The sequence below is a fragment of the Candidatus Alcyoniella australis genome, from assembly GCA_030765605.1.
Classification (GTDB): Bacteria; Lernaellota; Lernaellaia; order JAVCCG01; family Alcyoniellaceae; genus Alcyoniella; species Alcyoniella australis.
On sequence record JAVCCG010000038.1, the window covers coordinates 20,726 to 42,979 of the forward strand.

19 protein-coding genes are annotated in these 22,254 nt (G+C 64.2%); 2 read left to right on the top strand and 17 right to left on the bottom strand.

Annotated features, from left to right (window positions below):
* Positions 1-49: 49 nt before the first annotated feature.
* The 4 genes from P9M14_04470 to murJ are packed head-to-tail and all read right to left on the bottom strand — an operon-like array spanning position 50 to position 8,677.
* Positions 50-2,176 (bottom strand): sulfatase-like hydrolase/transferase, encoded by a 2,127-nt coding sequence (locus P9M14_04470; protein ID MDP8254980.1) that lies wholly within the window; start codon positions 2,174-2,176, stop codon positions 50-52.
* Complete coding sequence (locus tag P9M14_04475) at positions 2,173-6,126, bottom strand: sulfatase-like hydrolase/transferase (protein MDP8254981.1); 3,954 nt, start codon at positions 6,124-6,126, stop codon at positions 2,173-2,175. The genes P9M14_04470 and P9M14_04475 overlap by 4 nt, the downstream gene beginning before the upstream one ends.
* Positions 6,127-6,142: 16 nt before the next feature.
* Positions 6,143-7,075 (bottom strand): glycosyltransferase family 2 protein, encoded by a 933-nt coding sequence (locus P9M14_04480; protein MDP8254982.1) that lies wholly within the window; start codon positions 7,073-7,075, stop codon positions 6,143-6,145.
* 57 nt (positions 7,076-7,132) lie between these two features.
* A complete protein-coding gene (gene murJ / locus P9M14_04485; GenBank protein ID MDP8254983.1) occupies positions 7,133-8,677 on the bottom strand; it encodes a murein biosynthesis integral membrane protein MurJ in 1,545 nt (514 codons plus the stop codon).
* Positions 8,678-8,875: 198 nt separating this feature from the next.
* Here murJ and P9M14_04490 point away from each other — a divergent pair, with 198 nt between their 5' ends.
* On the top strand, positions 8,876-9,550 hold the full coding sequence (locus P9M14_04490) for a PilZ domain-containing protein (protein MDP8254984.1): 675 nt from the start codon (positions 8,876-8,878) through the stop codon (positions 9,548-9,550).
* A 16-nt stretch (positions 9,551-9,566) separates the two neighbouring features.
* Here the strand turns inward: P9M14_04490 and ptsP are convergent, their stop codons facing one another.
* From ptsP to P9M14_04550, 12 genes are read right to left on the bottom strand one after another with little or no spacing between them, the layout of a single operon-like run.
* Complete coding sequence (gene ptsP / locus P9M14_04495; protein MDP8254985.1) at positions 9,567-11,339, bottom strand: phosphoenolpyruvate--protein phosphotransferase; 1,773 nt, start codon at positions 11,337-11,339, stop codon at positions 9,567-9,569.
* On the bottom strand, positions 11,339-11,587 hold the full coding sequence (locus tag P9M14_04500) for an HPr family phosphocarrier protein (GenBank protein ID MDP8254986.1): 249 nt from the start codon (positions 11,585-11,587) through the stop codon (positions 11,339-11,341). Before P9M14_04500 ends, ptsP begins: the two co-directional genes overlap by 1 nt.
* 22 nt (positions 11,588-11,609) lie before the next feature.
* Positions 11,610-12,011: a hypothetical protein gene (locus tag P9M14_04505; GenBank protein ID MDP8254987.1), complete on the bottom strand. Its 402-nt coding sequence runs from the start codon at positions 12,009-12,011 to the stop codon at positions 11,610-11,612.
* A gap of 22 nt (positions 12,012-12,033) precedes the next feature.
* Positions 12,034-12,894, bottom strand: coding sequence for an RNase adapter RapZ (gene rapZ / locus P9M14_04510; protein MDP8254988.1), 861 nt, complete (start codon positions 12,892-12,894; stop codon positions 12,034-12,036).
* The gene (gene hprK / locus P9M14_04515; GenBank protein MDP8254989.1) at positions 12,891-13,883 is read right to left on the bottom strand and encodes an HPr(Ser) kinase/phosphatase; all 993 of its coding nucleotides are present in this window, start codon (positions 13,881-13,883) and stop codon (positions 12,891-12,893) included. The genes rapZ and hprK overlap by 4 nt, the downstream gene beginning before the upstream one ends.
* A 7-nt stretch (positions 13,884-13,890) precedes the next feature.
* The gene (locus P9M14_04520) at positions 13,891-14,343 is read right to left on the bottom strand and encodes a PTS sugar transporter subunit IIA (GenBank protein MDP8254990.1); all 453 of its coding nucleotides are present in this window, start codon (positions 14,341-14,343) and stop codon (positions 13,891-13,893) included.
* A gap of 20 nt (positions 14,344-14,363) precedes the next feature.
* Positions 14,364-14,696 (bottom strand): ribosome-associated translation inhibitor RaiA, encoded by a 333-nt coding sequence (raiA, locus tag P9M14_04525; GenBank protein MDP8254991.1) that lies wholly within the window; start codon positions 14,694-14,696, stop codon positions 14,364-14,366.
* Between the two features lie 27 nt (positions 14,697-14,723).
* Positions 14,724-16,148, bottom strand: a complete 1,425-nt coding sequence (gene rpoN, locus P9M14_04530; protein ID MDP8254992.1) for an RNA polymerase factor sigma-54 — start codon at positions 16,146-16,148, stop codon at positions 14,724-14,726.
* A gap of 18 nt (positions 16,149-16,166) precedes the next feature.
* Positions 16,167-16,880, bottom strand: coding sequence for an LPS export ABC transporter ATP-binding protein (gene lptB / locus P9M14_04535; protein ID MDP8254993.1), 714 nt, complete (start codon positions 16,878-16,880; stop codon positions 16,167-16,169).
* 23 nt (positions 16,881-16,903) lie between these two features.
* Positions 16,904-17,518: a lipopolysaccharide transport periplasmic protein LptA gene (lptA, locus tag P9M14_04540; protein ID MDP8254994.1), complete on the bottom strand. Its 615-nt coding sequence runs from the start codon at positions 17,516-17,518 to the stop codon at positions 16,904-16,906.
* An 8-nt stretch (positions 17,519-17,526) separates the two neighbouring features.
* A complete protein-coding gene (gene lptC, locus P9M14_04545) occupies positions 17,527-18,132 on the bottom strand; it encodes an LPS export ABC transporter periplasmic protein LptC (protein ID MDP8254995.1) in 606 nt (201 codons plus the stop codon).
* Complete coding sequence (locus P9M14_04550; protein ID MDP8254996.1) at positions 18,129-19,742, bottom strand: radical SAM protein; 1,614 nt, start codon at positions 19,740-19,742, stop codon at positions 18,129-18,131. Before P9M14_04550 ends, lptC begins: the two co-directional genes overlap by 4 nt.
* A 156-nt stretch (positions 19,743-19,898) precedes the next feature.
* On the opposite strand from P9M14_04550, the gene P9M14_04555 reads away from it, so the two are divergent.
* Positions 19,899-20,261: a response regulator gene (locus P9M14_04555; GenBank protein MDP8254997.1), complete on the top strand. Its 363-nt coding sequence runs from the start codon at positions 19,899-19,901 to the stop codon at positions 20,259-20,261.
* Here the strand turns inward: P9M14_04555 and P9M14_04560 are convergent.
* Entirely contained in the window at positions 20,253-22,187 is a 1,935-nt protein-coding gene (locus P9M14_04560) for a sulfatase (protein ID MDP8254998.1), read from the bottom strand. The two genes, P9M14_04555 and P9M14_04560, sit on opposite strands and share 9 nt — an antisense overlap.
* Positions 22,188-22,254 lie beyond the last annotated feature (67 nt).

Here is a 22,254-nt window from a genome sequence, read left to right on the forward strand (position 1 = left end):
TTCCCCGAAAAATCTACTGGTTGACGATAGATTATGCCCCCGGTCGCTGTCAAGACGCAGGCAGGGCGAAGCTGTTGGAGAGCTCGATCCCCGGTTCCGAGCCGATCCAGCGCAGCAGGTCGTGTTGCAGCATATTCAGCGGCTGCAAGGACGCGGGGGCCAAGTCGCGCAGCTCCGCAGGGTCGGCGAGCACGTCGTAGAGCTCCCAGCGTACGCCCTCGCGGGTGGGGATGTAGATCAGCTTGTAGCGGCCGTCGAAGCGCATGCGGTGCTTGGCCAGGTTGATAAGCGCCTCATAGCCGCGGTCGATGGTCACCAGGTGGCCGTGTTTAAAGTCGATGCGGCCGATGCGGCTGATGTCCGGGTAGGGGATGCGCCGCTCTTGGAAGTATTCGGGAGAGACGTCGGTGAACCAGATCCCGCTTTCAAAATACAGCGCGCGTTCGGGCAACGCTGCGCCGGAGCGCAGTGCGGGCAGCAGGCTGATTCCCTCGGTGGGCCAGCCAAGCTCCAGGCCGCAGGCCCGGGCCACTGTCGGCGCGATGTCCAGCAGGCTGCTCAGCCCCTTGATCGAGCCCACGGTATTGCCGCCGGGCAGCTTGACGATCAGGGGTACGCGCAGGCTGTGCATCCCGCGGAAGTGGTCGCCGTGGCCGAAATCCTCACCGTGCTCGAATAGGTTCTCGCCGTGGTCCGCGGTGATGATCAGCAGCGTGTTGTTCCAGCGTCCCTCTTTTTTCAAGTAATCGATGATCAATCCCAATTGATGGTCAAAGGCCAGGATCGAGCTGTCGAACAAATCGGTGATGCGCTGGACCTCGCGCGGGTCGCTGATCTGCTCACCGGGAGCCACGGGCTTGTGAAAGCGTGCCGGGCCGCGATAGTCCGGATCTCCGAACGCCTTGTACCAGGGATGCGGCGAGGCATAGGGGAAGTGCGTCACCGAGAAGAACGCGGCCAGGAACAACGGCCGATCGCGGTTGCGCTCGAGTTGATCGATTACCGCGCGGCCCAGCAGCCGCGGGTCGGACATCTGCGGGAACTCGCCGATCTCCGGGAACAGCACGCGCCCGGTGCGTCCCTGCAAATAGGGCAGCAGTAGGCGGTGTCCCTCGAGCACGTGTTGCCGGACCAGCTCGCGCATATTGAAGCTCGGTGCGCGGGTCAGGTCGAACCCGGCGTCAAAGCGCGGGAAGATGTCGCCCGCATAATCCGCGAGCACCACGCTGTGCCAGCCGGACTCGGAGAGCACACGCGCCAGACTGTGCTCCAGCCGCGTCTGGTCGTGGCGCGGGAACATTCCGCGGATGCCGTGATCCTTGGGCGCTTGGCCGCTGAGGATGCTCGCCCAAGCCGGAAAGGTGCGCGCCAGGGGGGAGTAGGCCTGGATGAAGAACGCCGCCTGCTCGGCAACCAGCCGGTCGATGTTGGGCGAGGTCTGCCGCGCGTACTCCAATCCCAAATGGTCGGGCCGTAGCGAGTCTGCGGCCAGGATCAGCACGTCGGGCTGGTCCGGACGCTCGCGCGGGGCCAGGTCGCAATGACGGTAAATCAACGCTCCGACCACGATCGAGAGCAGCACCAGCGCCCAGGGCCGCGTCAGCGCGCGCAGTCGCCCGAGCGTCTCGCGGGTTCGGCCGCTACGCACGATCTGTGCGGCCCACAGCAGCGGGCCCGCGGCGTACAGACCGGCCAGCGTTGCGCTGAAAATCGCCGGGTGCGCATGCTCGGTGAACAGCAGTTGCAGCGCACGCAGGCCGCCGCCCTGATCGTAGAACCACGGGGCGTAGGTCGCCGGGGTGTCGGTCAGCGCACGGGACAACATCAACGCCTCGGTCGCCAGAGCTAGGCCCACGGCCCAGGGCCAGGCGCGACGGATCGCGGTGCGCCCCCGGGTGCGGGCCAGGGCGCGTCCGCTGAGCGCGCCCCAGGCACCGATCAACAGGCCGATGCAGCTGTAGGCCGCAAGAATTTTAAATTCCTGGACCACGATCAAGCCGCTGTAGTGCTCGCGCACCAGGTCGCTGACGCGCTCGCTGGTCACGCCCATCACCGCGAAACCGGCGGACAGCGCTAGGCAAAAGACGAAAAACGTCAGGTAGACCAGTGCGCCCGCCGCTGCACCACGTAACGCTGTGGCACGGGCAGTAAGCTCGGGGCGCGGCCCACGGCTCATTTGACGTAACCCCACTGCCGCAGCGCGCCCTCGACCTCTTGCCCCAGCGCGCCGGTGGCCTTGGCCGGATCGTGCTCAACCATCCACAGCAGGGCCCGCGGCCCGTCAAGCCCCGCGATATCCGGCGAACGGGAGCTGAGTAGCCAGCTGTAGTCGCGCTGTGTGCCCAGCTTGGCGGGCAGCGATTTGAACGGGATTTGCCACGGCCCGAGGTTCAGCCGGTTTGCGTCCAACGGCTCGCCGTCGAGCAGCAGTTCGAGTTCGATGGGCGTGACCTCGGGAAACGTGCGCCAGGACAGCGTGCGCTGCTCCGCTCCAAGCTCAACAATGAAATCGAGGCGCTTGCGATCCTCGCTGATCGAGATCGAGGCCCCGAACGGATCGGGGAACGCCATGTCGATCCAGCCCAGACCCTCGGGGTTGCAGCGCAACGAGCCGCTGACCACGTGCGTCGCCTGATTATCCTGGTCCGGCAGCAGCAGTAGTCTGTAGCTGCCCTCGAAGCTTTCGGCGTAGATTCCGTCGCTGACCGATCGGTCGCCGATAACCCGCGGATCGAGATCGAGCAGTGTGCGGGCCAGGGCCCAGCGTTGGTTGTCCAGCTTCCGCTTGTGCGCGAACAGCTCGCCCGCCAGCTCGCCGGTGATGCGCGAGCCGTCGTTCGCCAGGTTGTCGAGCTGTTGCGGGTCCGACAGATCGTCGTAGAGTTCGAGGAACAGCCCATCGTCCGCCGGCTTTCCCTTGAACGGACTGCCGCTGGGCATTGCTTTGGAGATCACGCTGTGGCGCTGTGTCTTGAGCCCCACGGCCGTGCCGCACTCGAAGTAGATTCGCTGGTGCAGCGGCACGCCGTCTCCGCGTAGCGCGGGCGCGAGGCTGACGCCCGGCCAGTCCGGGTCAGCCGGAACGTGGGCCAACTCCGCGATGGTCGGCGCCAGGTCCAGCAGGCTGACCATCGATCCGTAGCGCACGCCGGGCTCGACCCCCGGCCCGCTGATCACCAGCGGCACCCGCACCTCGCCGCTGTACAGGCTCTGGCCGTGGCCCTGGGGATGCCCCTGGTCCCAACCGCGTCCGTGGTCGGCCGTGATCACGATCAGGGTCTGCTCGCTCAGACCCAGCCGCTCAAGCTCGGCCAGGATCCGACCGACCGCCTGGTCGGCGTAGGCCAGCTCCTCGTCGTAGCCCGCGGGCCAGGTGCGCGGATCGTTATCAATGGCAGCGTCGAATCGGCCCTGAAACCGGTGCGGCGCCTGGTAGGGACCGTGGCCGTTGTTGTAATGCAGATAGAGCAGCAGCGGCCGGTCGCGGTTTTGGCGCAGCATGCGGCGGCCGATCTTGGTGATCGCGGCGGTGTCGTTGCGGCGCAGGTTGAACGAGTAGACCCGGTCGAATCCCGCGTCCGCGCCGAACTTGACCGGCTCTTGTAAAAACGGATTGGCCCCGACCTGGATCGCGCTGTAGCCCGCGTCGCGCAACCGTTGGGTCAGGCCGCGTCGGGCCACGCGGCGAAAGGCGAATTTCTCCAGCGGGCTGAGCGACCAGCGGCCCAAAGGTACGCCGTGCAGGCCCGGATGGAACCCGGTGAACAGCGCGCTGGTGCTGCCGCGGGTGTAGTTCGACGGGGCGTAGGCCCGCTGGAACAGCGCGCCGCGTTGCGCCAGGGCGTCGATCTGCGGCGTGGTCTGGCGGCCGTAGCCGTAGCAGCTCAGGGCGTCGGGCCGGATGCCGTCGATCAGGATCACCAGCAGGTCCGGCGGTCTGCGGTCCAGCGTTTGATGGACCCACAGCGTGGGTTCGGACAGTGCCGCGGCGAACGGCGCGTCCGTGCCCGTGCGTTCGCGCTGCCTCTGAAGATCGCCTGGCTCGCCGATCCCGGCCGCGCTACAAGTAAATACCAATTTGCCCGAACGTCCGGCCCATGGGCTTAGATCGAGATCTGCGTCGCGCCAGAAGTTGATGTGCTGATACGCCAGCTGCCAGCTCTCGCGCAGTTTCCAGGTTTGTTCGAGCAGCGGGCGCCGTCGTAACTCGAGCTTACCCAACGCCTCGCGCCCGCCCTGGGGCTGTTCGAGCCAGACCTCAATCGTCAGCCGACCCTTAAACGCGTCGAGCAGCTCGGGCCGAGCCGTGGCCGAAAAGGTTAGCCGGGCCTGTTCGGGCACGGTCAATGGAAACGAGTACTCCACGCCCGGCGCGATCAACAGGCTTTCGCGCGATTCCAGGAAGTGGATCAATCGACCGCGAGCCACCTGTTTGGCCAGGGCAAAGCGCAACTGTTCGCCATCAAGAAGCTCTGCGGACCTTTCAACGTCGGGAAACGGCAGCAGGTTGGTCCACGGACCGCTGACGTTGCGCGGCTGGAGTTCGCGGGCAAAGCGATGCAGCGGCAGCTCGGACGACGGCTGTTGGGGCAGGGCGTAGATCGCCAGAAAATGCGGTTCCCCGCGTTTGCCCAGCTCGCCGCGTTTGCTCCACAGCAGCTCGTAGTTGCGCTCAAGGTATTCCAGGGCCTGCGCGCGCTTGGGCTGCGTTGCCTGCTCGTCGCTGAGGCAGACCACAACCGCCTGAGCGCCGAGCTGCTGGAAGGTCTTGATGCGCTCGGGCGAGAGCGAACCCACGTGCCAGCCGCGGCGTTGCGCGTGATAGATCAGCTGGGTCTTGCGCGTGGAGCCCGGGTCCCAGGCCACGATCAGCGCGCCGGGCGGCAGGTATCGGTCCGCGGCATGTCCGGCGATCACGCTGGAGCGGTCGGCCCGGAAGAAGTTGTAAGTGTACGACGCGCTCCAACCCGCGAACGCCAGCAACAGCAATCCGGCGAGCAGCATTCTGTGGCGGGCCGGGCGTTGCCAAAGCGTGGATTGCGGCCGCCAGTCCAGCAGCGCAGCCATTCCGGCTCCGGCCAGGGCGCTCAGCGGCGGCAGCCAGGGCATTGAGTAGTAGACGTGCTCCTGGTTGCCGTTGCGCACGATCATCACGTAGAGCAGGCAGCCCAGGGCCCACCACAGGAACAGCCGCAATCGTGGCCGCAGATTTTTTTGCAACAGCGCGAACAGTGCGAGCACCGTGGCCGGTGGAGTCAGCCCGCGGTCGAAGATCCAGGATTGGACGATGTTCCAAAAGCGTGGGCTGAGCAGCAGCCCGGGTTCGCCCCACAGGCGCGTGTTGCTGAACAGCCCCTTTTCCGGGCCGCCGCGCCCCAGGGAGCCGATGCTCGCCGCGTAGCCGATCCAGCTCAGCGGAATTGCCAATCCCACCAGGGCGTAGAGCCACAGCGTGGGCCGCAAAGCCGCGCGAGCGCCCCAGCGGCCGAGGCTGATCGCCATGATCGGCACGCCCACCAGCAGGCCGAATGGTTTGAACAGGCCGCTGAGCACCAGGCAGCACAGCGACGCCAGCCAGCATGCGGCCCCGCCGTCTTCGGAGTAACGTCTGAAGTAGTAGACCGCGCCGATGCCAAAGGCGACCATCGCACCGTCCGAGGCCACGGCGCGGTTGAAAAACAGGATCAGCGGCGAGAAGCAGTAGAACAGCAGGCCGAAGACCGCGGCGCGCGCTCCCAGCTCGCGCCGCATCAGGGCGAAAAGCCACAGCGCGCCGGGCAGCGAAAGCAGGATCGTCACCAGTCGCGCCCAGCCCAGGCTCTCGCGCCCGAGCAGGCCATAGCCCGCGGCCAACAGCAAATGGTAGATCGGCGCTTCCTCGGCCTCGACGTGCGGTCGGGCCGAGCCAGCGTTGAGCACGTCCCACTCGGGATGCAGCCAGTCCAAGTCCGAGATCCACAGGTTGCGCGCCACTGTGGCCGCGCTGCACTGGTTCCAGGAATGGGCGTCCCAGATCGGGGCGTCGAGGTTGATCAGCCGCGGTAGGATCGACAGCGCGATGATCAGCAGCGCCGCGATCCGCGCCGTTCGAGGGTCCTCAAGGCGCTTCACGGTTTTGGAGAGCATTCGTCCAATCCGCGCGTTATTCGATCCGCTCGGCTATCGAGTACGGGTGTTCATCGCGGGCCAGACTGCGGGTGATGATCTCGGCCAGCAATCCCAGGGAGATGAACTGAACCCCCACGATCAACAGCAGGATTCCCAGGAAGAACAACGGTCGGTTGCCGATCGGACGCTCGCCGACGACCCACAGCACTGTCATGTAGAAGTTGATCAGCAGTCCGGCTGCGGAGAGCAGCACGCCGCCGCCGCCGAAAAGGTGCGCCGGACGGCGCGAAAAACGGGTCAGGGTCAGCACGGTCAGCAGATCGAGGAATCCACGTGTGTAGCGCTCGATCCCATATTTGCTTTTGCCGTGCTGCCGCGCGTGATGTTCCACCGCGATCTCGCCCACGCGGAAGCCGCGGCCCGCTGCCAGCGCCGGGATGAAGCGGTGCAGATCGCCGTAAAGCGAGATCTCGGTGAGCACCTCGCGGCGGTAGGCCTTGAACCCGCAGTTGAAGTCGTGGAGCTTAACGCCGGTGAGTTTGCAGGTCATCGCGTTGAACAGCTTGCTGGGCAGCCGTTTCTCGAGTGGATCGTGGCGCACCTGCTTCCAGCCCGAGACCAGGTCGAAGTCCTTGTCCAGCTCGTCGAGAAAGCGCGGGATCTCTTTGGGATCGTCCTGCAGGTCGGCGTCCATGGTGATCACGATCGCTCCCGTGCTTTCGGAAAACCCCGCGGCCAGGGCCGCGGCCTTGCCGAAATTGCTGCGCAGCCGGATTCCGCGGACCTCGGGTCGCAGCTCGCGGCGTTGGCGCACGATCTGGAATCCGTTGTCGCTCGAGCCGTCGTCGATCAGCAGGATCTCGAACTTACGGTCCAGAGCGTCGAGCACGGCCAGCAGCCTGTCGATCAGCTCGGGCAGGCTGTCGGATTCGTTATAAAACGGAATGACTACCGAGATATCGATCATTTTCAGCCCCGCAATTTTGATCCCTGATAACACAAGCCCGGACCGTGGTCCAGCCCGTCAGCGCCTGCGTTGAGCCAGCAGCCGCAGCTGGGCCAGGATCTTCAGCGCCTCGGTGCGCCGGGTGCCCAATGTCAACGCGGCGTAGCTTCCGATTCCCACGACAATCGACGCGCCAAGGGCCACGACCTCGTAGGTGCGTGATCCGACCAGCCGGAACGTGGCCCAGCAGCAAGCGCCCATGGTCAGCGCCAACACCAGGGTCACGGCCGCTCCCAAGATGAACGGCCTGAAGCTCAGCCCGCTGATCCGGGCCCGCAGCACCAGCATCATTACACTGACGTTGACCAGGATCGAGGCCGAGGTGCCGGCGGCCAGACCCAGGTAGCGGTAGGGCGCGGGCAGCACCTTGATCAGGATCAGGTTGAGCACGATGTTCAGCGCCAGGGTCGAGGCGCTGATCAACATCGGCGTGCGGGCGTCCTTGAGCGAGTAGAACGCCCGTGCCAGGAATTCGCTGGCTACGATGCCGATCAGCCCCGGAGCGAAGGCGTACAGCGCCCAGGCAGTTGCCCGCGCCGCGTCCGCGTCGAACTCGCCGTGGCGGAACAGCACGTTGACGATCGGCTGGCCCAGCACGATCAGCGCTACGGTCGAGGGCAGTGCCAGGAACACGATCAGCCGCAGTCCGCGGTTGACGTGGCGCTGGGTGGCGGCATCGTCCTGGGCTGCCACGGAGCGCGAGAGCTCGGGGAAGAGCACCGTCGAGATCGGCAGGAACAGCCCGATCACCAGGGTCAGCATCTTAAAGGCGTAGCCCATGACCGTGATGCTTCCCTCGTCGAGGGTCGAGGCCAGGGCGTTGTTGACCAGCAGGCTCAGTTGCCCCAGGGCCAGGCCGACGAAGATCGGTCCGAAGAGCTTGAACACCTGGCGCGAGGCCGGGTGAGGGCGCAGTACCCTGAAGTCGTGACGGTGGCCGATCAAGCGTAGGTAGAGTCCGTAGATCGCCAGTTGGGCCAGCCCGCCGATTAAGATTCCCAGGGCCACGCTGTTGATGCCCATCTTGCGCGAGAGCAGCAACACCGCGGCGATGATCGAGAGGTTGAGGATTCCCGGTCCGGCCGCGGGGAGAGCAAAGCGCCGCCGCGCGTTCATTACGCCGCCGAGCATCCCCGATAGCGAGATAAAGGCGAAAACCATTGCTATCAGGCGGAAAAAGCGGCCTGCAATCTGCGAGGTCGCGGCGTCGAAACCCGGCGCAAGCACCTTGATCGCAGCGCCGGGGAACAGCACGCCCAGAGTCGAGAGCAACAGCAGCACCAGCGCCGTTCGGTTGAACAGCGAATCGACCAACGAGCGTCGATCGTCCTTGGGCAGCGAGAGGTAGACCGGGATCAGCGACAGCGCCAGGGCCGTTCCCAGGGCGCTGGCGAGCTGCACCGGGACCAGGTGCGCGGCCATGTAGGCGTCGGTGTTGGCCGAGGCGCCGAAGTATTTGGCGATCAGCACGTCGCGCAGCAGGCCAAAGACCTTACACAGGCCCATCATGATGAAAACGGCAGCAATGCTGCGGAATGTGCGCTGGTCGCCAGCCTCGGTCATCAATGCGCTCCGGAAGCGAAAACCGCCAGAGTATAGCAGCAATGTCCAGCCCGGGTTAGATCGGGCAAACAATTCTTGCGATGATTATTCATCAATCCCCTACTGCTGCGCCTTGCGATCCTCGCGTAAAAACCTTTGCTTGTGCTTGGGACCGGCAATCGGTTACGGTTTGTCAAAGCAGCTTGAGGCGGGGGGATGGTGAACGACCGAAGCAAGCGTAGCCAGGAGCGTGTTTCGCGCAGGCTCAAGGTATTCTACGGGCTGGACAAACCACAACACCTGGGCTTCGTCAAAAACCTCTCGCGCTCGGGCGTGGCGATCACCGGCCGCAAGGTCTTCAATCCCAACGTGCGCGTGGTGGTGCAGATCGAAAACGACGACGAGAAGATCGAGATCCACGGTGTAGTGCGCTGGCGTAGCGGTTCGATGGCCACCAGCATGGCCCAGGGCGAGATGGGCGTGATGTTTCTCGAGAAAAACGAGCGCTACAACGCCCTGCTGCACTCGCTGATCCAAGAGATCGGCGAGCATCGCGAAGAGCCGCGCATCGACAAGGTGCTCAAGGTGATGTTCGACACTCCGGCCCCGCTGATCGAGCAGTACGCGCACAACATCAGCAAGGGCGGCCTATTCGTGGTCAGCGACGAGCCGCTGGATAAAGACTCCACGATCGTGCTCAAGATGTACGTGCTGGACATCATGGAAGTGGTCACCGTCGAGTGCCGCGTGGTGCGCACGGTCTATCGCGAGGAGGCCCGGCAGCGCGGGGTCAAGTCCGGCATGGGCTTGCAGTTCATCAAGTTCCACGGCGATTCCGAGCGCTATTTCTACGACTACATCGAACGACTCAAAGTCAGCCGCAAGTTGGTCTGATCAAGCCCGTATCGGGCTAGAGCTGCTTTTCCTTGTACAGGTCCGGGTGATGTTCGCGCAGGTGCCCGTGCACCAGCGCGCGCACCTCGGCGGCCGTGTGGCACTGCAGGGCGCTTTGGGCCATCTGCTGGGACGCTGCGTAGTCGGTGCCCAGCAGGATGCTCTTGACCCGTAGGAAGCTGGAGGAGTTCATCGACAGCTCGTCCATCTCCAGGCCCAGCAGCAGCGGCAGGTAGATCGGCTCGCCGGCCATCTCGCCGCAGATCGCGATTTCGATCCCGGCGTTGTGGGCCGAGCGCACTAACAGGTGCAGGGTGCGGATGATCGCCGGATGCAGCGGATCGAACAGATAGTTGACGTGTTCGTTGACGCGGTCCACGGCCAGCGAGTACTGGATCAGGTCGTTGGTGCCCACGCTGAAGAAGTCGACCTCGCGGGCCAGCACGTCGGACATGATCGCCGCCGACGGGACCTCGATCATCGCGCCCAGCGGGACCTGTTTGCGGTATTCCACGCCCTCGTCGTCCAGCTCCTGCTGTACCTGCTTGAGCAGCGCCTTGGCCGATCGTAGTTCGTCGACGCCGCTGATCATTGGGAACATGATTCGCAGCTCGCCGTGGACCGAGGCGCGCAAGAGAGCGCGAAGCTGGACGCGGAAGATATCTTGTCGGCTGAGGCAGAAGCGGATCGCGCGCAGTCCCATCGCCGGGTTGGCCTCGCGTGGATGGGCGATGTTGGTCAGCAATTTATCCGTGCCCACGTCCAGGGTGCGGATCGTCACCGGGTCGGGCGCCGTGCGCTTGAGCACCTCGGAGTAGAACTCGTAGTGCGCCTGCTCGTCGGGCAGGTCGCGGTGCAGCATCAGCAGGTACTCCGAGCGGAACAGCCCCACCGAGCGCGCGCCGTGACGGTGCATCGCCGGGATTTCGTCCGGGAACTCGATGTTGGCCGAGAGCCTCAGCGGTCGGCCGTCGCGGGTCTGGTTCGGCCGATCAACGATCGCCAGCAGCTGCTCCTCCTCGAGCTGGTAGGCGCGCTTGCGGTTGACGTAACTCTCGACGGTCGAGAGCTCGGGGTTGAGGATCGCCAGCCCGGCCAGGCCGTCGAGGATGATCTCGCCGCCCTGGTTCGCCTCCTGGCTGATCTTCTCCAGGCCGACCACCAGCGGGATCTCCAGCGCGCGGGCGAGGATCGTGGTGTGGCTCGCCTGGCCGCCGATGTCCAGGGCAATCCCCTTGATCTTGCTACGGTCGATGTGCGCCATGTCGGCCGGGCTCAGGTCGTGAGCCACGACCACGACCTCCTCGTGGATCTCGTCGAGTCGCTCGCGCTTGACGCCCATCAGGTTGCTGATCACCCGACGTTGGACGTGGTCCAGGTCGCTCTTGCGCTCGCGCAGATACTCGTCCTCGATGGTGTCGAAGATCCGGCGCAGCCGACCGAAGACCTTATCCACGGCCCACTCGGCGTTGATCCGTTCGGTGCGGATCGTGTCGACGATGTCGGAGATCACCACTTTGTCGGCCAGGATCGCCATGTGCGATTCGATGATGTAGATGTGCTCCGAGCCCTCGATGGTGTCCATCCGCTCTTTGACTTCGGTCAGCTGGGACTTGCCCTGCAGCACGGCCTCGCGCAGCCGTTCGACCTCGCGCGAGGCGGTGGAGGGCTCGATCATCCGCCGCGGGATCTGCGGCTGGCTGCGGTCGACCAGCCTCACGTGGCCTACGACGATGCCCGGCGAGCCTTTGATCCCGCGCAACACGACCTGTCCTGGGGCCGAGGTCATCATTCCTCTCCGAACTTGTCGGCGAACAGCTTGCTGATTTGATCGACGGCCGTGGCCGCGTCGGGGCCCAGCGCCGTCAGCTCGACCTGGGAGCCCTTGGGCGCGGCGAGGGTGGCGATGCTCATGATGCTCTTGGCGTTGACCTTGCGACCGTCGCGCTGCATGTGGATCTGCGACTCGAACCGGTTGGCCATGTTGACGATCTTGCTGCTGGCGCGCAGGTGCAGGCCCAGCTTGTTGCGAACCAATAAAGTCGTGCGGCGCTCCATGCTAAGGATTGAGCAGCGCGCTGGCGAGCATGATGTTCTCGCGGCCGGCGTGCTGTACTCGCGAGGCCAGCTCGCCCAGCGGATACTGGCCGCGTTCCTCGATCACCTTGAGCAGCATCGGTAGGTTGATTCCGGTCACCACCTCGACCTTGCCCGGATCCAGGTAGCTCAGCGCCACGTTGGCCGGGGTGCCGCCGAACATGTCGGTCATGATCAGCACACCCTTGGGCGACGCGGCCCGGCGTAGGGTCTCCTCCAGGCGCGGCCCGATTACGTCTGCCGGATCGGTGCCGTCCACGTCGAGTGACACCGGCGGCGAATCGATCTGGCCCAATATCATGCGTGCGGTGTTGATCAACGTCTCGGCGAGCCCACCGTGCGCGATCACGATCACCCCGACCATTTGGTTCCTTTCTCCCGAGAATCTAGCGCTGCAGGTCTCGGTGTTTGATTCTGATCTCGTGGCCCGCGGACTTCAGACGGCGGGCGATCTCTTCGGTCAACGCCACCGAGCGGTGTTGTCCGCCGGTGCAGCCGATGGCCAGCGTGAGGTAGCTCTTGCCCTCATACAGGTAGTGCGGCAGCAGAAACAGCATCAGTTGTTCGACGCGCTCGATGAACTCGACGGTGGGTCCGGCCTCGAGCACCCAGCGGCTGACCGCCTCGTCCTTGCCGGTCAGCGGTCGCAAGGCATGCACGTAAAACGGATTGGGGATGAAGCGCACGTCGAACACCAGGTCGGCCTCGGAGGGCAGGCCCAGTTTGTAGCCGAAGCTCATCACCTTGACGTGCAGCCGCCGTTCGTAGCCCACCGAGGCGAAAGCCTGCCCCACGGCCTCGCGCAGCTCGGTCACGGACATCCCGCTGGTGTCCAGCTGCACATCGGCCAGCTCGGGCAGGTTGGCCAACGCTTCGCGCTCGCGCAAAATTCCCTCGGCCACGTCGCCGCCCTTGGACATCGGATGCATGCGGCGGGTCTCGGAGAAGCGTCGAATAAGAACCTCGTCCTCGCAGTCCAGGAACAGCACTTTGACCGCGACGCCGCCTTGCTTGAGCCCTTGCAGCACCTCGGGCAGCATCAGCGGTACGTCCGGGTCGCGCGTGTCCAGCACCAGGCCCACGCGGTTGATCTCGTGCCCGCCCGCGGCCCACTCGCACAGCGTGCTGAGCATCCGCACCGGGATGTTGTCCACGCAGTACAGGCCGGCGTCCTCCAGAGCGTGGATCGCCACGGTCTTGCCCGAGCCCGAGAGCCCGGTGACTATCGCCAGGCTGAGGTCGGTCACTCCGGTTCCTCGTCGAGAGGGGCGTTGTTGTGCGGATCTGCGATCTGGTCCAGCAATCGACTCTGGAACTCGCGGGCCGCGTGATAGCCCTCGAGCTTGAGCAGAAAGTCGCGGGCCGCGACCTCGACGATCGCCGTGAGGTTGCGGCCGGGACGCACCGGCAGCACGATGTGCGGCAGCTCGGTCTCCATGATGCGGATCTGGTCCTGCTCCAGGCCGATGCGGTCGTACTCCACGCTCTCGTCCCACTCGACGAAGGTGATCACCAGCTGGATTTTCTTGCGGTCGCGCACCGCCGAGACGCCGAACAGCTCCTTGATGTTGAGCACGCCCAGGCCGCGCACCTCCATGTGGTAGCGTGTGATCTCCGGGCTCTGCCCGTAGATGCTCGCCGGCGGGAGCAGCGAGACCTCGACCAGATCGTCGGCCACCAGCCGGTGCCCCTTGAGGATCAGGTCTAGTCCGCATTCGGATTTGCCGACCCCCGAATCGCCCATCAGTAGGATTCCCACGCCGAAGACGTCGAGCAGCACGCCGTGCAGCGAGTCGCGCGTGGCGAAATGCGCGGTGAGCACCCGGGTGAGAATCGCAATCGCGTCCGGCGTCAGCAGCTCTGTGAGCAGCAGCGGCACGCCGGCGTTCTCGCAGGCCTCGACCATCATCGGCGGGACTTCCATGCCGCGGGCGACGATGCAGCAGGCGATGTCCGCCGCGTCAAAGAAACGGCGCATGCTCTCGCGCTGTTGCTCGAGGTCCAGGCTGCGCAAATAGCTGATCTCGGTCTTGCCGAAGACTTGGATGCGGTGGGGAATCAGGTAGTCGGTGTACCCGGCCAGCGCCAGCCCCGGTTTCTGCACGTAGCGAACGCGGATCTCGTTGGACAGTCCGCTGCGACCGGCCAGCAGACGCATTTTCAGCGGGAAATCCCGCTGGCTCATGATCTGCTCGACGGTCATCCCGCTGCCGCGCTGGACAAGGGTCTCGACCATTGTCGAATTAGTCCTCCGAAGTCAGGATGCGATAGATCTCGTCCGCGTCCGCCGTTTCCATCAACGCCTGCCTGGTTTCGGCCCGCTTGAGCATCCGGCTGACCTTGGCCAGCGCCTTGAGATGCAATCCGGCCGAGTTGTCCGGCGCCATCAGCAACAGGAACAGGTGCGATTTCTTGTCGTCGATGGCGTCGAAGTCCACGCCTGTTTTCGAGCGGCCGAACGCAGCGATCACCTGATTGCCGCCGCGCACCTTGCCGTGGGGGATGGCGACGCCGTCCCCCACGCCGGTGCTGCCCAGCCGTTCGCGTTCCATCAAGATCGTCAGGTACTCCTCGCGGTTGATCGACCGATGGGCTTGGGCCACCAGCTGGATCAGCTCTTTGAGCACCTCTACTTTGCCCCGGGCGTTCAAGTCGGCGCAGACCGACTCGGCCGCAAGAATTTCAGCGATTTTCATCTCTGTTTCTAGGTCTTCCGCTATTCTTTCCCAAGGGACTGTTGCGCGGCGTTCCGCGCATGGACAGCCTTGCTCTTGCCCTTGGTCTTGTGTTTCTTGATCTGGCGCTCGAGCTTGTCCGCTACCAGGTCAATGGATGAATACATGTTGTCACTGGATTCGGTCCCGTTGAACACTGTTCCATCTGCCCGGAGGTTGATCTCGGCGATGTGCCGAAATTTTTCGACCGTGAGCACTACTTCGGCCTGCAGCGGCTCCTCAAGGTATTTCTTGGCCTTGCCGAACTTGGTCTCGGCGTACTCCTTGAGTGCATCTGTGGGCTCGGTATGACGGAAAGTTACGGAAATCCTCATCTAGAGTCCTCCTGGAAAAAGGGAGTATTAAAGGATTTTACGACGCTTGGTCGACGAGAGAATGCCGAGCACCTCTCTATATTTGGTCACCGTGCGCCGCGCTATAATGATATCCTCCGACTTAAGGATTCGTACTATCTCCTGGTCCGAAAACGGCTTTTTTTGCCGTTCGGAGCTGACGATCTGCTTGATTCTGTTCTTCACGCTCTCCGAGGCCACTGCCTCACCGTTGCCCGACGAAATTCCGGAGTTGAAGAAGTATTTCAGCTCGTAGATCCCCTGGGGCGTGTGCACGTATTTGTTGGTGGTTACGCGGCTGATCGTCGACTCGTGCATTGAGATGTCCTCGGCCACGTCGCGCAGGATCAACGGCCTGAGGTGCGCCACGCCGCGCTCGAAGAACTCGTGCTGGAACTTGACGATGCTCTGGGTGACCTTGTAGATCGTGCGTTGCCGCTGGTGGATGCTGCGGATCAGCCACATCGCCGAGCGCAGCTTGTCCTGGATGTACTCGCGCTCCTTGGGCGAGGCGCTGGCGCGGTCGGAGAGAATTTGCCGGTAGTAGTTCGAGACCCGCAGCTTGGGCAGACCGTCGTCGTTGAGCACGATCACGAACTCGCCGCTGATCTTGTAGACGTAGATGTCCGGAGTGATGTACTGGGTGTTGGAACTGCCGAACGGCCGGCCGGGCTTGGGTTCGAGCATCGAGATCTGCTTGAGCGCTCCGGCGATCTGATCGTTATTGACCTTCAATGCCTGGGTTATCGCCTTGTAATTGCGTTTTTCCAGGTCCGGCAGGTGTCGGTCGACCAGCTTGGCGGCCAATGAGTCGCCTTGGCCCGAGGCCTGGAGCTGGATCAGCAGGCATTCGCGCAGGTCGCGCGCGCCCACGCCGATGGGGTCCATGTTGTGGATCCGGGCCAGGGCGCTTTCGAGCAGGTCCAGGGCCACGTTGTTGGCCGCCGCGACCTCGGCCAGATCGGCCTTGAGGTAGCCGTCGTCGTCGATGTAGCCCACGAGCAGGCCGCAGGCCAGCTCCTGCTCGTGATCGATGCGGTTCATCTTGATTTGCCACAGCAGGTGGTCGGTCAGCGATTCGGGCCTGGTGAGTACCGACTCGACCTCGGAGCGCTCCTCGTCCTCGAATCCGCCGCGGTAGTTGTTGACCGACGTGCGTTCCAGATAGGTCGCCCAGTCGATGTTTTCCGGCACATTGGGCAGCTCGGCCGGCTCGACGCTCATCGGCTCGACGCTCTGCTCGGGGTTGGTTTCTGCCGGCGGTTCCTCGCCCGGTTCCGGGGTCTCGAGCACCGGGTTCTCGTTGATCTCCTGCTGCACCAGCTCGACCAGCTCCAGCCGCGAGAGCTGCAACAACTTGATCGCCTGCTGTAATTGCGGCGTCATTATAAGTTGTTGAGATAACTTGAGACTTTGTCTTAGCTCGAGGGCCATTAGGGTAGTTTATCCATATCAGAGCGAAAAGCGGTCGCCCAGGTAGATTTCCCGCGCTTGCTTGCTGTTTGCTATCTTTTCCGGGTTCCCGCTTTCCAACAGCTTCCCTTGATGAATTATATAAGCGCGCTCGCAGATGTTCAAGGTCTCGCGCACGTTGTGGTCGGTGATTAAAACGCCTATTCCACGCTTCTTTAGCTGTCCGACGATGTTTTGGATATCGATCACCGCAATGGGGTCGATGCCCGCGAACGGCTCGTCGAGCAGGATAAAATCGGGGTCTGTGGCCAGGGCCCGAGTGATCTCGACCCGCCGCCGCTCGCCGCCGGACAGGCTGTAGGCCTTGTTGCGCCGTAAATGGCCGATTCCCAGGTCGTCCATCAGCTGGTCCAGCCGCTGTTCGCGCTGGGGTTTTTTCAGCGGTAGGGTCTCGAGGATCCCACGGATGTTGTCCTCCACCGTGAGTTTGCGGAATACGCTGGGCTCCTGGGGCAGGTAGCTGATGCCCATCCGCGCCCGCCGGTACATCGGCAGCTTGGTGATATCGGCCTCGCCCAGGGTCACCGAGCCGTCGTCCGGACGATAGAGCCCGACGATCATGTAGAACGTGGTGGTCTTGCCCGCGCCATTGGGGCCCAGCAGCCCGACTACCTCTCCGGCGGTGATCTCGACGCTCACGCCGTCCACAACCCGTCGTTCCTTAAAGACCTTAACCAGGTCGTGGGTTGCCAGGGTCGGGCGGGGTCGGCTCTGGCTCACTGTTGATCCCCCTGGGCTTCCCCGGGCTGCGAGGGCTGGTCCGCGCCGTCGTTGAACAGCGGTCCGCTGGAGCCCGGCGTGATTACCGTGGTCACCCGTTCGGTGCTGCTGCCCTGGACCTGCACCCGTTCGGAGCCGGACCAGAAGGTGATCGTGCGGCCCCTGATGAAGTCGGTTCCCTGCCAGACCTGGGGATTGCCCTCGAGCAGCAGTTTGCCGTCGGCTTGGGTGTAGGTCGCCTGCTCGCACAGCACTCGGCGGTCGGTCTGGACCATCACCACCCGGCCTACGGCCACGACTTTCTCCAGGTCGCCCCCCTGGGCTGCGTAGCGCACGATCAGCATGTCGCTGCGCATCACCGCGTCGCCTTTGACCGCGACCACGTTGCCGATGAATTTGACGATCCGGCTTTTATTGTCGGCCTCGAGCTTGTCCGAGACGATGTTGATCGGCGTCTGGGGGTCCAGGTAGTCGAAGTACGGTTCGTCGGTCTGGGCCACGCCGGTGGGCTGAGGCAGCTCCGGGGGCACCTCGGGCGTTTCCGGCGGTGTGGGCGTGGGCTGTTGGCCCCACGTCGCTACCGGACACAACAGGCCCAGCGCCAGCAGCACGGTAAGCGCTACCAGGGCACTGCGGGAATTGACTGTGCGTCCGATTGTTCGCTCCTCTCTAGGACCAAGGCCCTCACGGCCTGTTTGAGCGTTACCTGTTGATCCTCGATCCGGACCTGCATGCCCACGGCGTGGACCGTAATGCCGTCACCAAAGAATAGCACGGGATCGTCCGTAGAGACGATTCCTTGTTCGCGGTCGTAGTGCGCCGAGGTCGTAATAAGCTGAAATCCCTCGGAGGTCGAGGCTGTAATCCCACCCGAAACGTCGATGTCCTGGGTCGCGGTGTTCATCTCGCCGCGCGCGGCGCTGAGCGTAAACTCGCGCCCCTGATCGTCGTAGAACAGCGCGACCATGGTGTCGAGCACCGCACGGTCCTCGTCTTGGAAGTACTCTGCGCGCTCGGCGTCGATTCGCCACAGCACTTGTCCGCGGTCGGACTTGGTGTAGCTGAAGTTGTCGATTTTGCCAAAGGCGTTTCCCGGCATGGTCGCCAGCACCTGCTCCATCGCCTGCTCAATGGGTTTCTCGGGCCACAGCAGGGCGATCAGCACCCCGCCGATGATCAGCAACAGACCTACGCCCAGCAGCAGGTTGAGGGTGCGTTTGCTCATTGGGCGGCCCGTCGATCTTCGGCCATGCTGCTGCCGATGTTTACCGCGCTGCGTTGCGTAACGCTTTGCGTTTCACAGGGCCCCACGCTGGTCCGCGTTACCCTGCGCCGCAACGTGCGGCCCAGCCTGGCCAGCATTCGCTGGCAGCCCAGGCCGAGCTTGCCGATCCACATCTCGAGCGGTAGGCCCAGCCAGGCGTGTTCGAGCCGTCGCCGCGCTGGAATCCTGAACAGCCCGGCCACCAGCCGCACCAGGGGCGAGGGGCTCAGGTCCTCGACCTTGCGGTCGATCCAGATCACATAGAAGAACAGCCGCTTGGCCCGGCGCCGCATGCGCGGGCTGAGCCAGCCCTGCTCGGTGCGCACGCTGTCAAAGCGCGACCAGGCGCGCAAATCGGACGGCGGCCGCAGACCGTGGCGCAACGCCAGGTCGTAGCCCGGAGTCCGCGGGTAGGGTGTGAACACGAAGCTGGCCACGATCTTGGTCAGCGGGTTGTCGCGGGTCAGCTCGATCATCAGCGCCATGCTCGCGTCGAGGTCCGCGTCGCTCTCGCCGGGCATGCCGGCCATGAAGTAGAACGAGGGCGCGATGCCCGCCGTGCCCAGCTTGAGGTTGACCTGCCGGATCTGCTCCACGCTGCTGTCCTTGCCCATCAGCTGCAACACGCGATCCGAGCCCGATTCGGCGCCGATGTGGATCACCTCGCATCCGGCGCGCGCCAACAGTTCCAGCTCTTGCTCCGACATTTGGAGCAGCGGGCCGACCTTGCCGCCGTTGATCAGGTGCGGCACTGCCGCGCCGCGTTCGATCATTCCCTGCGCCACTGCGGATACGCGCTGGAGGTCCTCGAAGTAGCTGTCGTCGATCAGGTCCAGCTGGCCCGCGCCCAGGTCTTTGACCAGATGGGTGATGCGTTCCAGGGTGCGCTGGGCGCTCTGCGCGCGCCACGACGAACGGTTGACGAACGGGTTGTAGCAGAATACGCAGCGTCCCAGGCAGCCGCGGCTGGTCTCGATCTGCAGCTTGAGCCGGTCATCGCGCACGTTGACGCCCGCAGACCAGTCGTAATTGCGCAAATCGAGCATCTCGTAGGGCAGCTCGGGCAGCAGCTCGAGCTCGACCAACGGCGGCTCCGACGTCAACTCTACGTCGGCGTTGTTACGATAAGCGATGCCCTGCACATCGCGCAGGTCCGAGCCGTTTTCCAGGGCCGCGACCAGCGCCGGGGCCACGGTCTCGCCCTCGCCGCGGGCCACAATGTCCACCGTCGGCTCGCCCAGCACGATCTCCGGCGCGAAGCTGCCGAAAGCTCCGCCCCAGACCAGCGGCGCGTCGCAGCGGCGCTTGATCCAGCGGCTCAATGCAATTCCCGGCCTGATCTGCGAGCCGCCCATCACGTGCATTCCGACCATCAAAGGCCCGCGTTGAAGCAGCGCGCCGAGCTTGCGCTCCCAGTCCGGCGTCATCCGCTGGTCGACCAATACGCATTCGCAACGCCCCTGAATCGCGGCGGCCACGCCGAGCAATCCCAGGGGGAGCGGGCGCTTGTCGCGGGTGAACTCATAGGGATCACCCACCAGCGGATTGACCAGTACGACGAGCGGTTTCATCGACACCACGTTAGCATATACGTGCACACCGAGGTAGTAGGCACGCGACTTGCATTGAATTTATAGTGGGGTGAGGAAAGACCGATTTTTCGATCTTTACCCCCGAAACCCGCCTGTGTGGCAATCTGAGCCCGCCGCGGATAGAATCAGTGGACCATGACAAAGAAAATCCTATTGGTCGACGACGACGAGATGGTATTGATCGCCGTGGCCGACCTGTTGCGCAGCCAAGGTTATACCGTGCAAACCGCAGCCAACGGCGAGAGGGCCCTGGAACTGGCCGAGGTCGAGCAGTTCGACCTGTGCGTACTCGATACGCTGATGCCCGGGATCACCGGCCGCGAGCTGGCCCGCAGCCTGCGGTCGATCGAACGCTACAGCAAACTCCCGATTATCATGCTCAGCGCCCGCCCCTCGAACGATGAGGGACCCGAGGAGGACGGTAAACAGCCGCTGGTGTTGGCCAAGCCGATCAGGCCCGAACGGCTGATCGCGATGGTCGAGAGCGTCCTACTGTAAATAGCCCAGGCTTCTGAGACGCTGCAGCGTCTCCGGGTCGATGTCCCGTTGCGATGCACCGCCGTGAATCGCGCTGATCGACTTCAGCGCCTCGATCTCTCTGGCCGCCGCTTGGGCCATTTGGGCCGCCTGCTCGTGCAGCTCCCCGGCGAGGTTGTTGCCTTCACGGGGATCCTGGTCAAGATCGAACAGCCGTTCGTCAGCCGTGCGTTCATATTGCCCGTAGTGAAATTCAGCCTGGCTGATCCATTTCCAGCCCGCGGCGCGCCGTGAGAAACGCGGCGGACCGAAGAGGTTGGTAAAGGCCAGAGCGGGGCCGGGCTCCGCAGCGTTCTCATCGCCGAGCAAATAGCTCAGATCTCGCCCCTCATGCGGATCGGGGAACTGCAATCCGGCCTGGGCCGCGATGAACGCCGGCAAATCGCTCAGCCTTACCTGCTGCTCGATTCTGGTCCCGGCCAGCCTGCCGTGGGGCAGCTTGACGATCAGCGGCACGTGCAACACCTCGTCGTAGAGCGTGACCGAGTGGCCGAGGAATCCGTGGTCGAGGAACTCCTCGCCGTGGTCCGAGGTGACCACGATCAGCGCCTGATCGTAGATCCCCAACCGTTGCAGCTCGCTGATCGTCTGGCCCACCACGTGGTCGGAGTAGGCGACCTCCGCGTCGTAGCGCGCCAGTACGTACTCGAGCTGTTCGGCGGTTAGCTCGAGGTTCTCGCGGGCGAACTCGGGGAACGAGTCGGGGAAGCCCAGCGGCTCGGGCCGGTTTTTCCAGAAGCGGTCGTTGTAGAACAGCGGCGCGTCGTACGGATAGTGCGGATCGTAGGTATGCAGGAAAAAGAAGAACGGTCGCTTCGCGTTGTGATCGAAGAACTCGCGCGCCGCGGCAGCGGCCCATTCGCCGCGCTGCTCGGGCAGGTAGACGTAGCTTTGAAATCCCTGGGCGAAGCCGTAGTCCGGCGAGAGCAGGAAGTTGCTCACGGCCGCGCCCGTGGCATAGCCGGCGTTGCTCAGCAGCTCCTGGAGCAGGAACGTGCGCTGGGGAATCCGCAGCCGGATCGAGGTCACGCCGTGGGCCAGGGGGTTTTGCGCGCTGAGCATGGTCACGTGGCTGGCCAGGGTCCACGGCGAGAGGCTGGCGACCTGCTCGAAGAGCACCCCTTCCTCGGCCAGGCGGTCGAGCACCGGTGTGAACGCGCGCTCGTAGCCGTAGCAGCCTAAGTGGTCGGCGCGCAGGGTGTCGATGCTGATCAGCACCACCGGAAACGCCGTGGGCTCCGGCTTTTGCCCGAGCAGACCCGGCAGCGCGGCTGTCAGGGCCCATAGGCCCAGGCCGACCAGACCCGGCCACAGTGCGTTCTTGCCCTGCAGCGGCGCGGCCTCGGCCCGTTTGCGCCGCAATGCGCGGACCAGCAGACCGATCAACAACGGCAATCCCACAGCGATGGCCGTGCCCAACAGCGCCAGTCCGAGCAGCGGTCGGATAAAGGCCGACGACCAGCCGTTGACCGCCTCGCTGAGCATCGGCAGCAGCAGGGTGTTCAGCGTCACGTCGAATGTCACTTGCTCGCGGTAGTCCGCCGGGATGTGCGATTCGTAGGCCAGGGCCGCGTGCAGAAAAGCGATGACCGCGAAAAACAGCCAGTAGGCCGTGAACAGCACGGCCGCTGTTACGCGCCCGCCGCGCGTGCGCAGCAACGAAAAATTCGCCAGGTTGAACAGTCCGAGGATCAGCCCGATCAGCAGTCCCCAGGCCATGGCGTGGGCGGTGTGCCCGGCCACGCTGCGCAGGGCGAGGGTCAGCATGCCCTGGGAGAGGTACGCGCCCGCGGACGATTCGAGCACGCCGCGCACCACGCCGATCAGTGCGGCGATCAGCAGCACCCAACCGCTGCGGCTGGCTGTTTTGCGAACGATCGCGCCCATGCTTCTCCGTCCGGGTTCTTGCGTTTCTTACAAGCCCGAAGTCTATCGCGCGGCGCGTTGCGGCGGC

Bases quoted from the DNA above. Each gene is read 5' to 3' on its own strand.
- P9M14_04550 (MDP8254996.1), bottom strand. From the start codon at position 19,742: ATGAAACCGCTCGTCGTACTGGTCAATCCGCTGGTGGGTGATCCCTAT.
- P9M14_04505 (MDP8254987.1), bottom strand. From the start codon at position 12,011: ATGGTCGGGGTGATCGTGATCGCGCACGGTGGGCTCGCCGAGACGTTG.
- ptsP (MDP8254985.1), bottom strand. From the start codon at position 11,339: ATGACCTCGGCCCCAGGACAGGTCGTGTTGCGCGGGATCAAAGGCTCG.
- P9M14_04520 (MDP8254990.1), bottom strand. From the start codon at position 14,343: ATGAAAATCGCTGAAATTCTTGCGGCCGAGTCGGTCTGCGCCGACTTG.
- raiA (MDP8254991.1), bottom strand. From the start codon at position 14,696: ATGAGGATTTCCGTAACTTTCCGTCATACCGAGCCCACAGATGCACTC.
- P9M14_04555 (MDP8254997.1), top strand. From the start codon at position 19,899: ATGACAAAGAAAATCCTATTGGTCGACGACGACGAGATGGTATTGATC.
- P9M14_04475 (MDP8254981.1), bottom strand. From the start codon at position 6,126: ATGCTCTCCAAAACCGTGAAGCGCCTTGAGGACCCTCGAACGGCGCGG.
- P9M14_04470 (MDP8254980.1), bottom strand. From the start codon at position 2,176: ATGAGCCGTGGGCCGCGCCCCGAGCTTACTGCCCGTGCCACAGCGTTA.
- lptC (MDP8254995.1), bottom strand. From the start codon at position 18,132: ATGAGCAAACGCACCCTCAACCTGCTGCTGGGCGTAGGTCTGTTGCTG.
- murJ (MDP8254983.1), bottom strand. From the start codon at position 8,677: ATGACCGAGGCTGGCGACCAGCGCACATTCCGCAGCATTGCTGCCGTT.
- rpoN (MDP8254992.1), bottom strand. From the start codon at position 16,148: ATGGCCCTCGAGCTAAGACAAAGTCTCAAGTTATCTCAACAACTTATA.
- P9M14_04480 (MDP8254982.1), bottom strand. From the start codon at position 7,075: ATGATCGATATCTCGGTAGTCATTCCGTTTTATAACGAATCCGACAGC.
- hprK (MDP8254989.1), bottom strand. From the start codon at position 13,883: ATGGTCGAGACCCTTGTCCAGCGCGGCAGCGGGATGACCGTCGAGCAG.
- P9M14_04560 (MDP8254998.1), bottom strand. From the start codon at position 22,187: ATGGGCGCGATCGTTCGCAAAACAGCCAGCCGCAGCGGTTGGGTGCTG.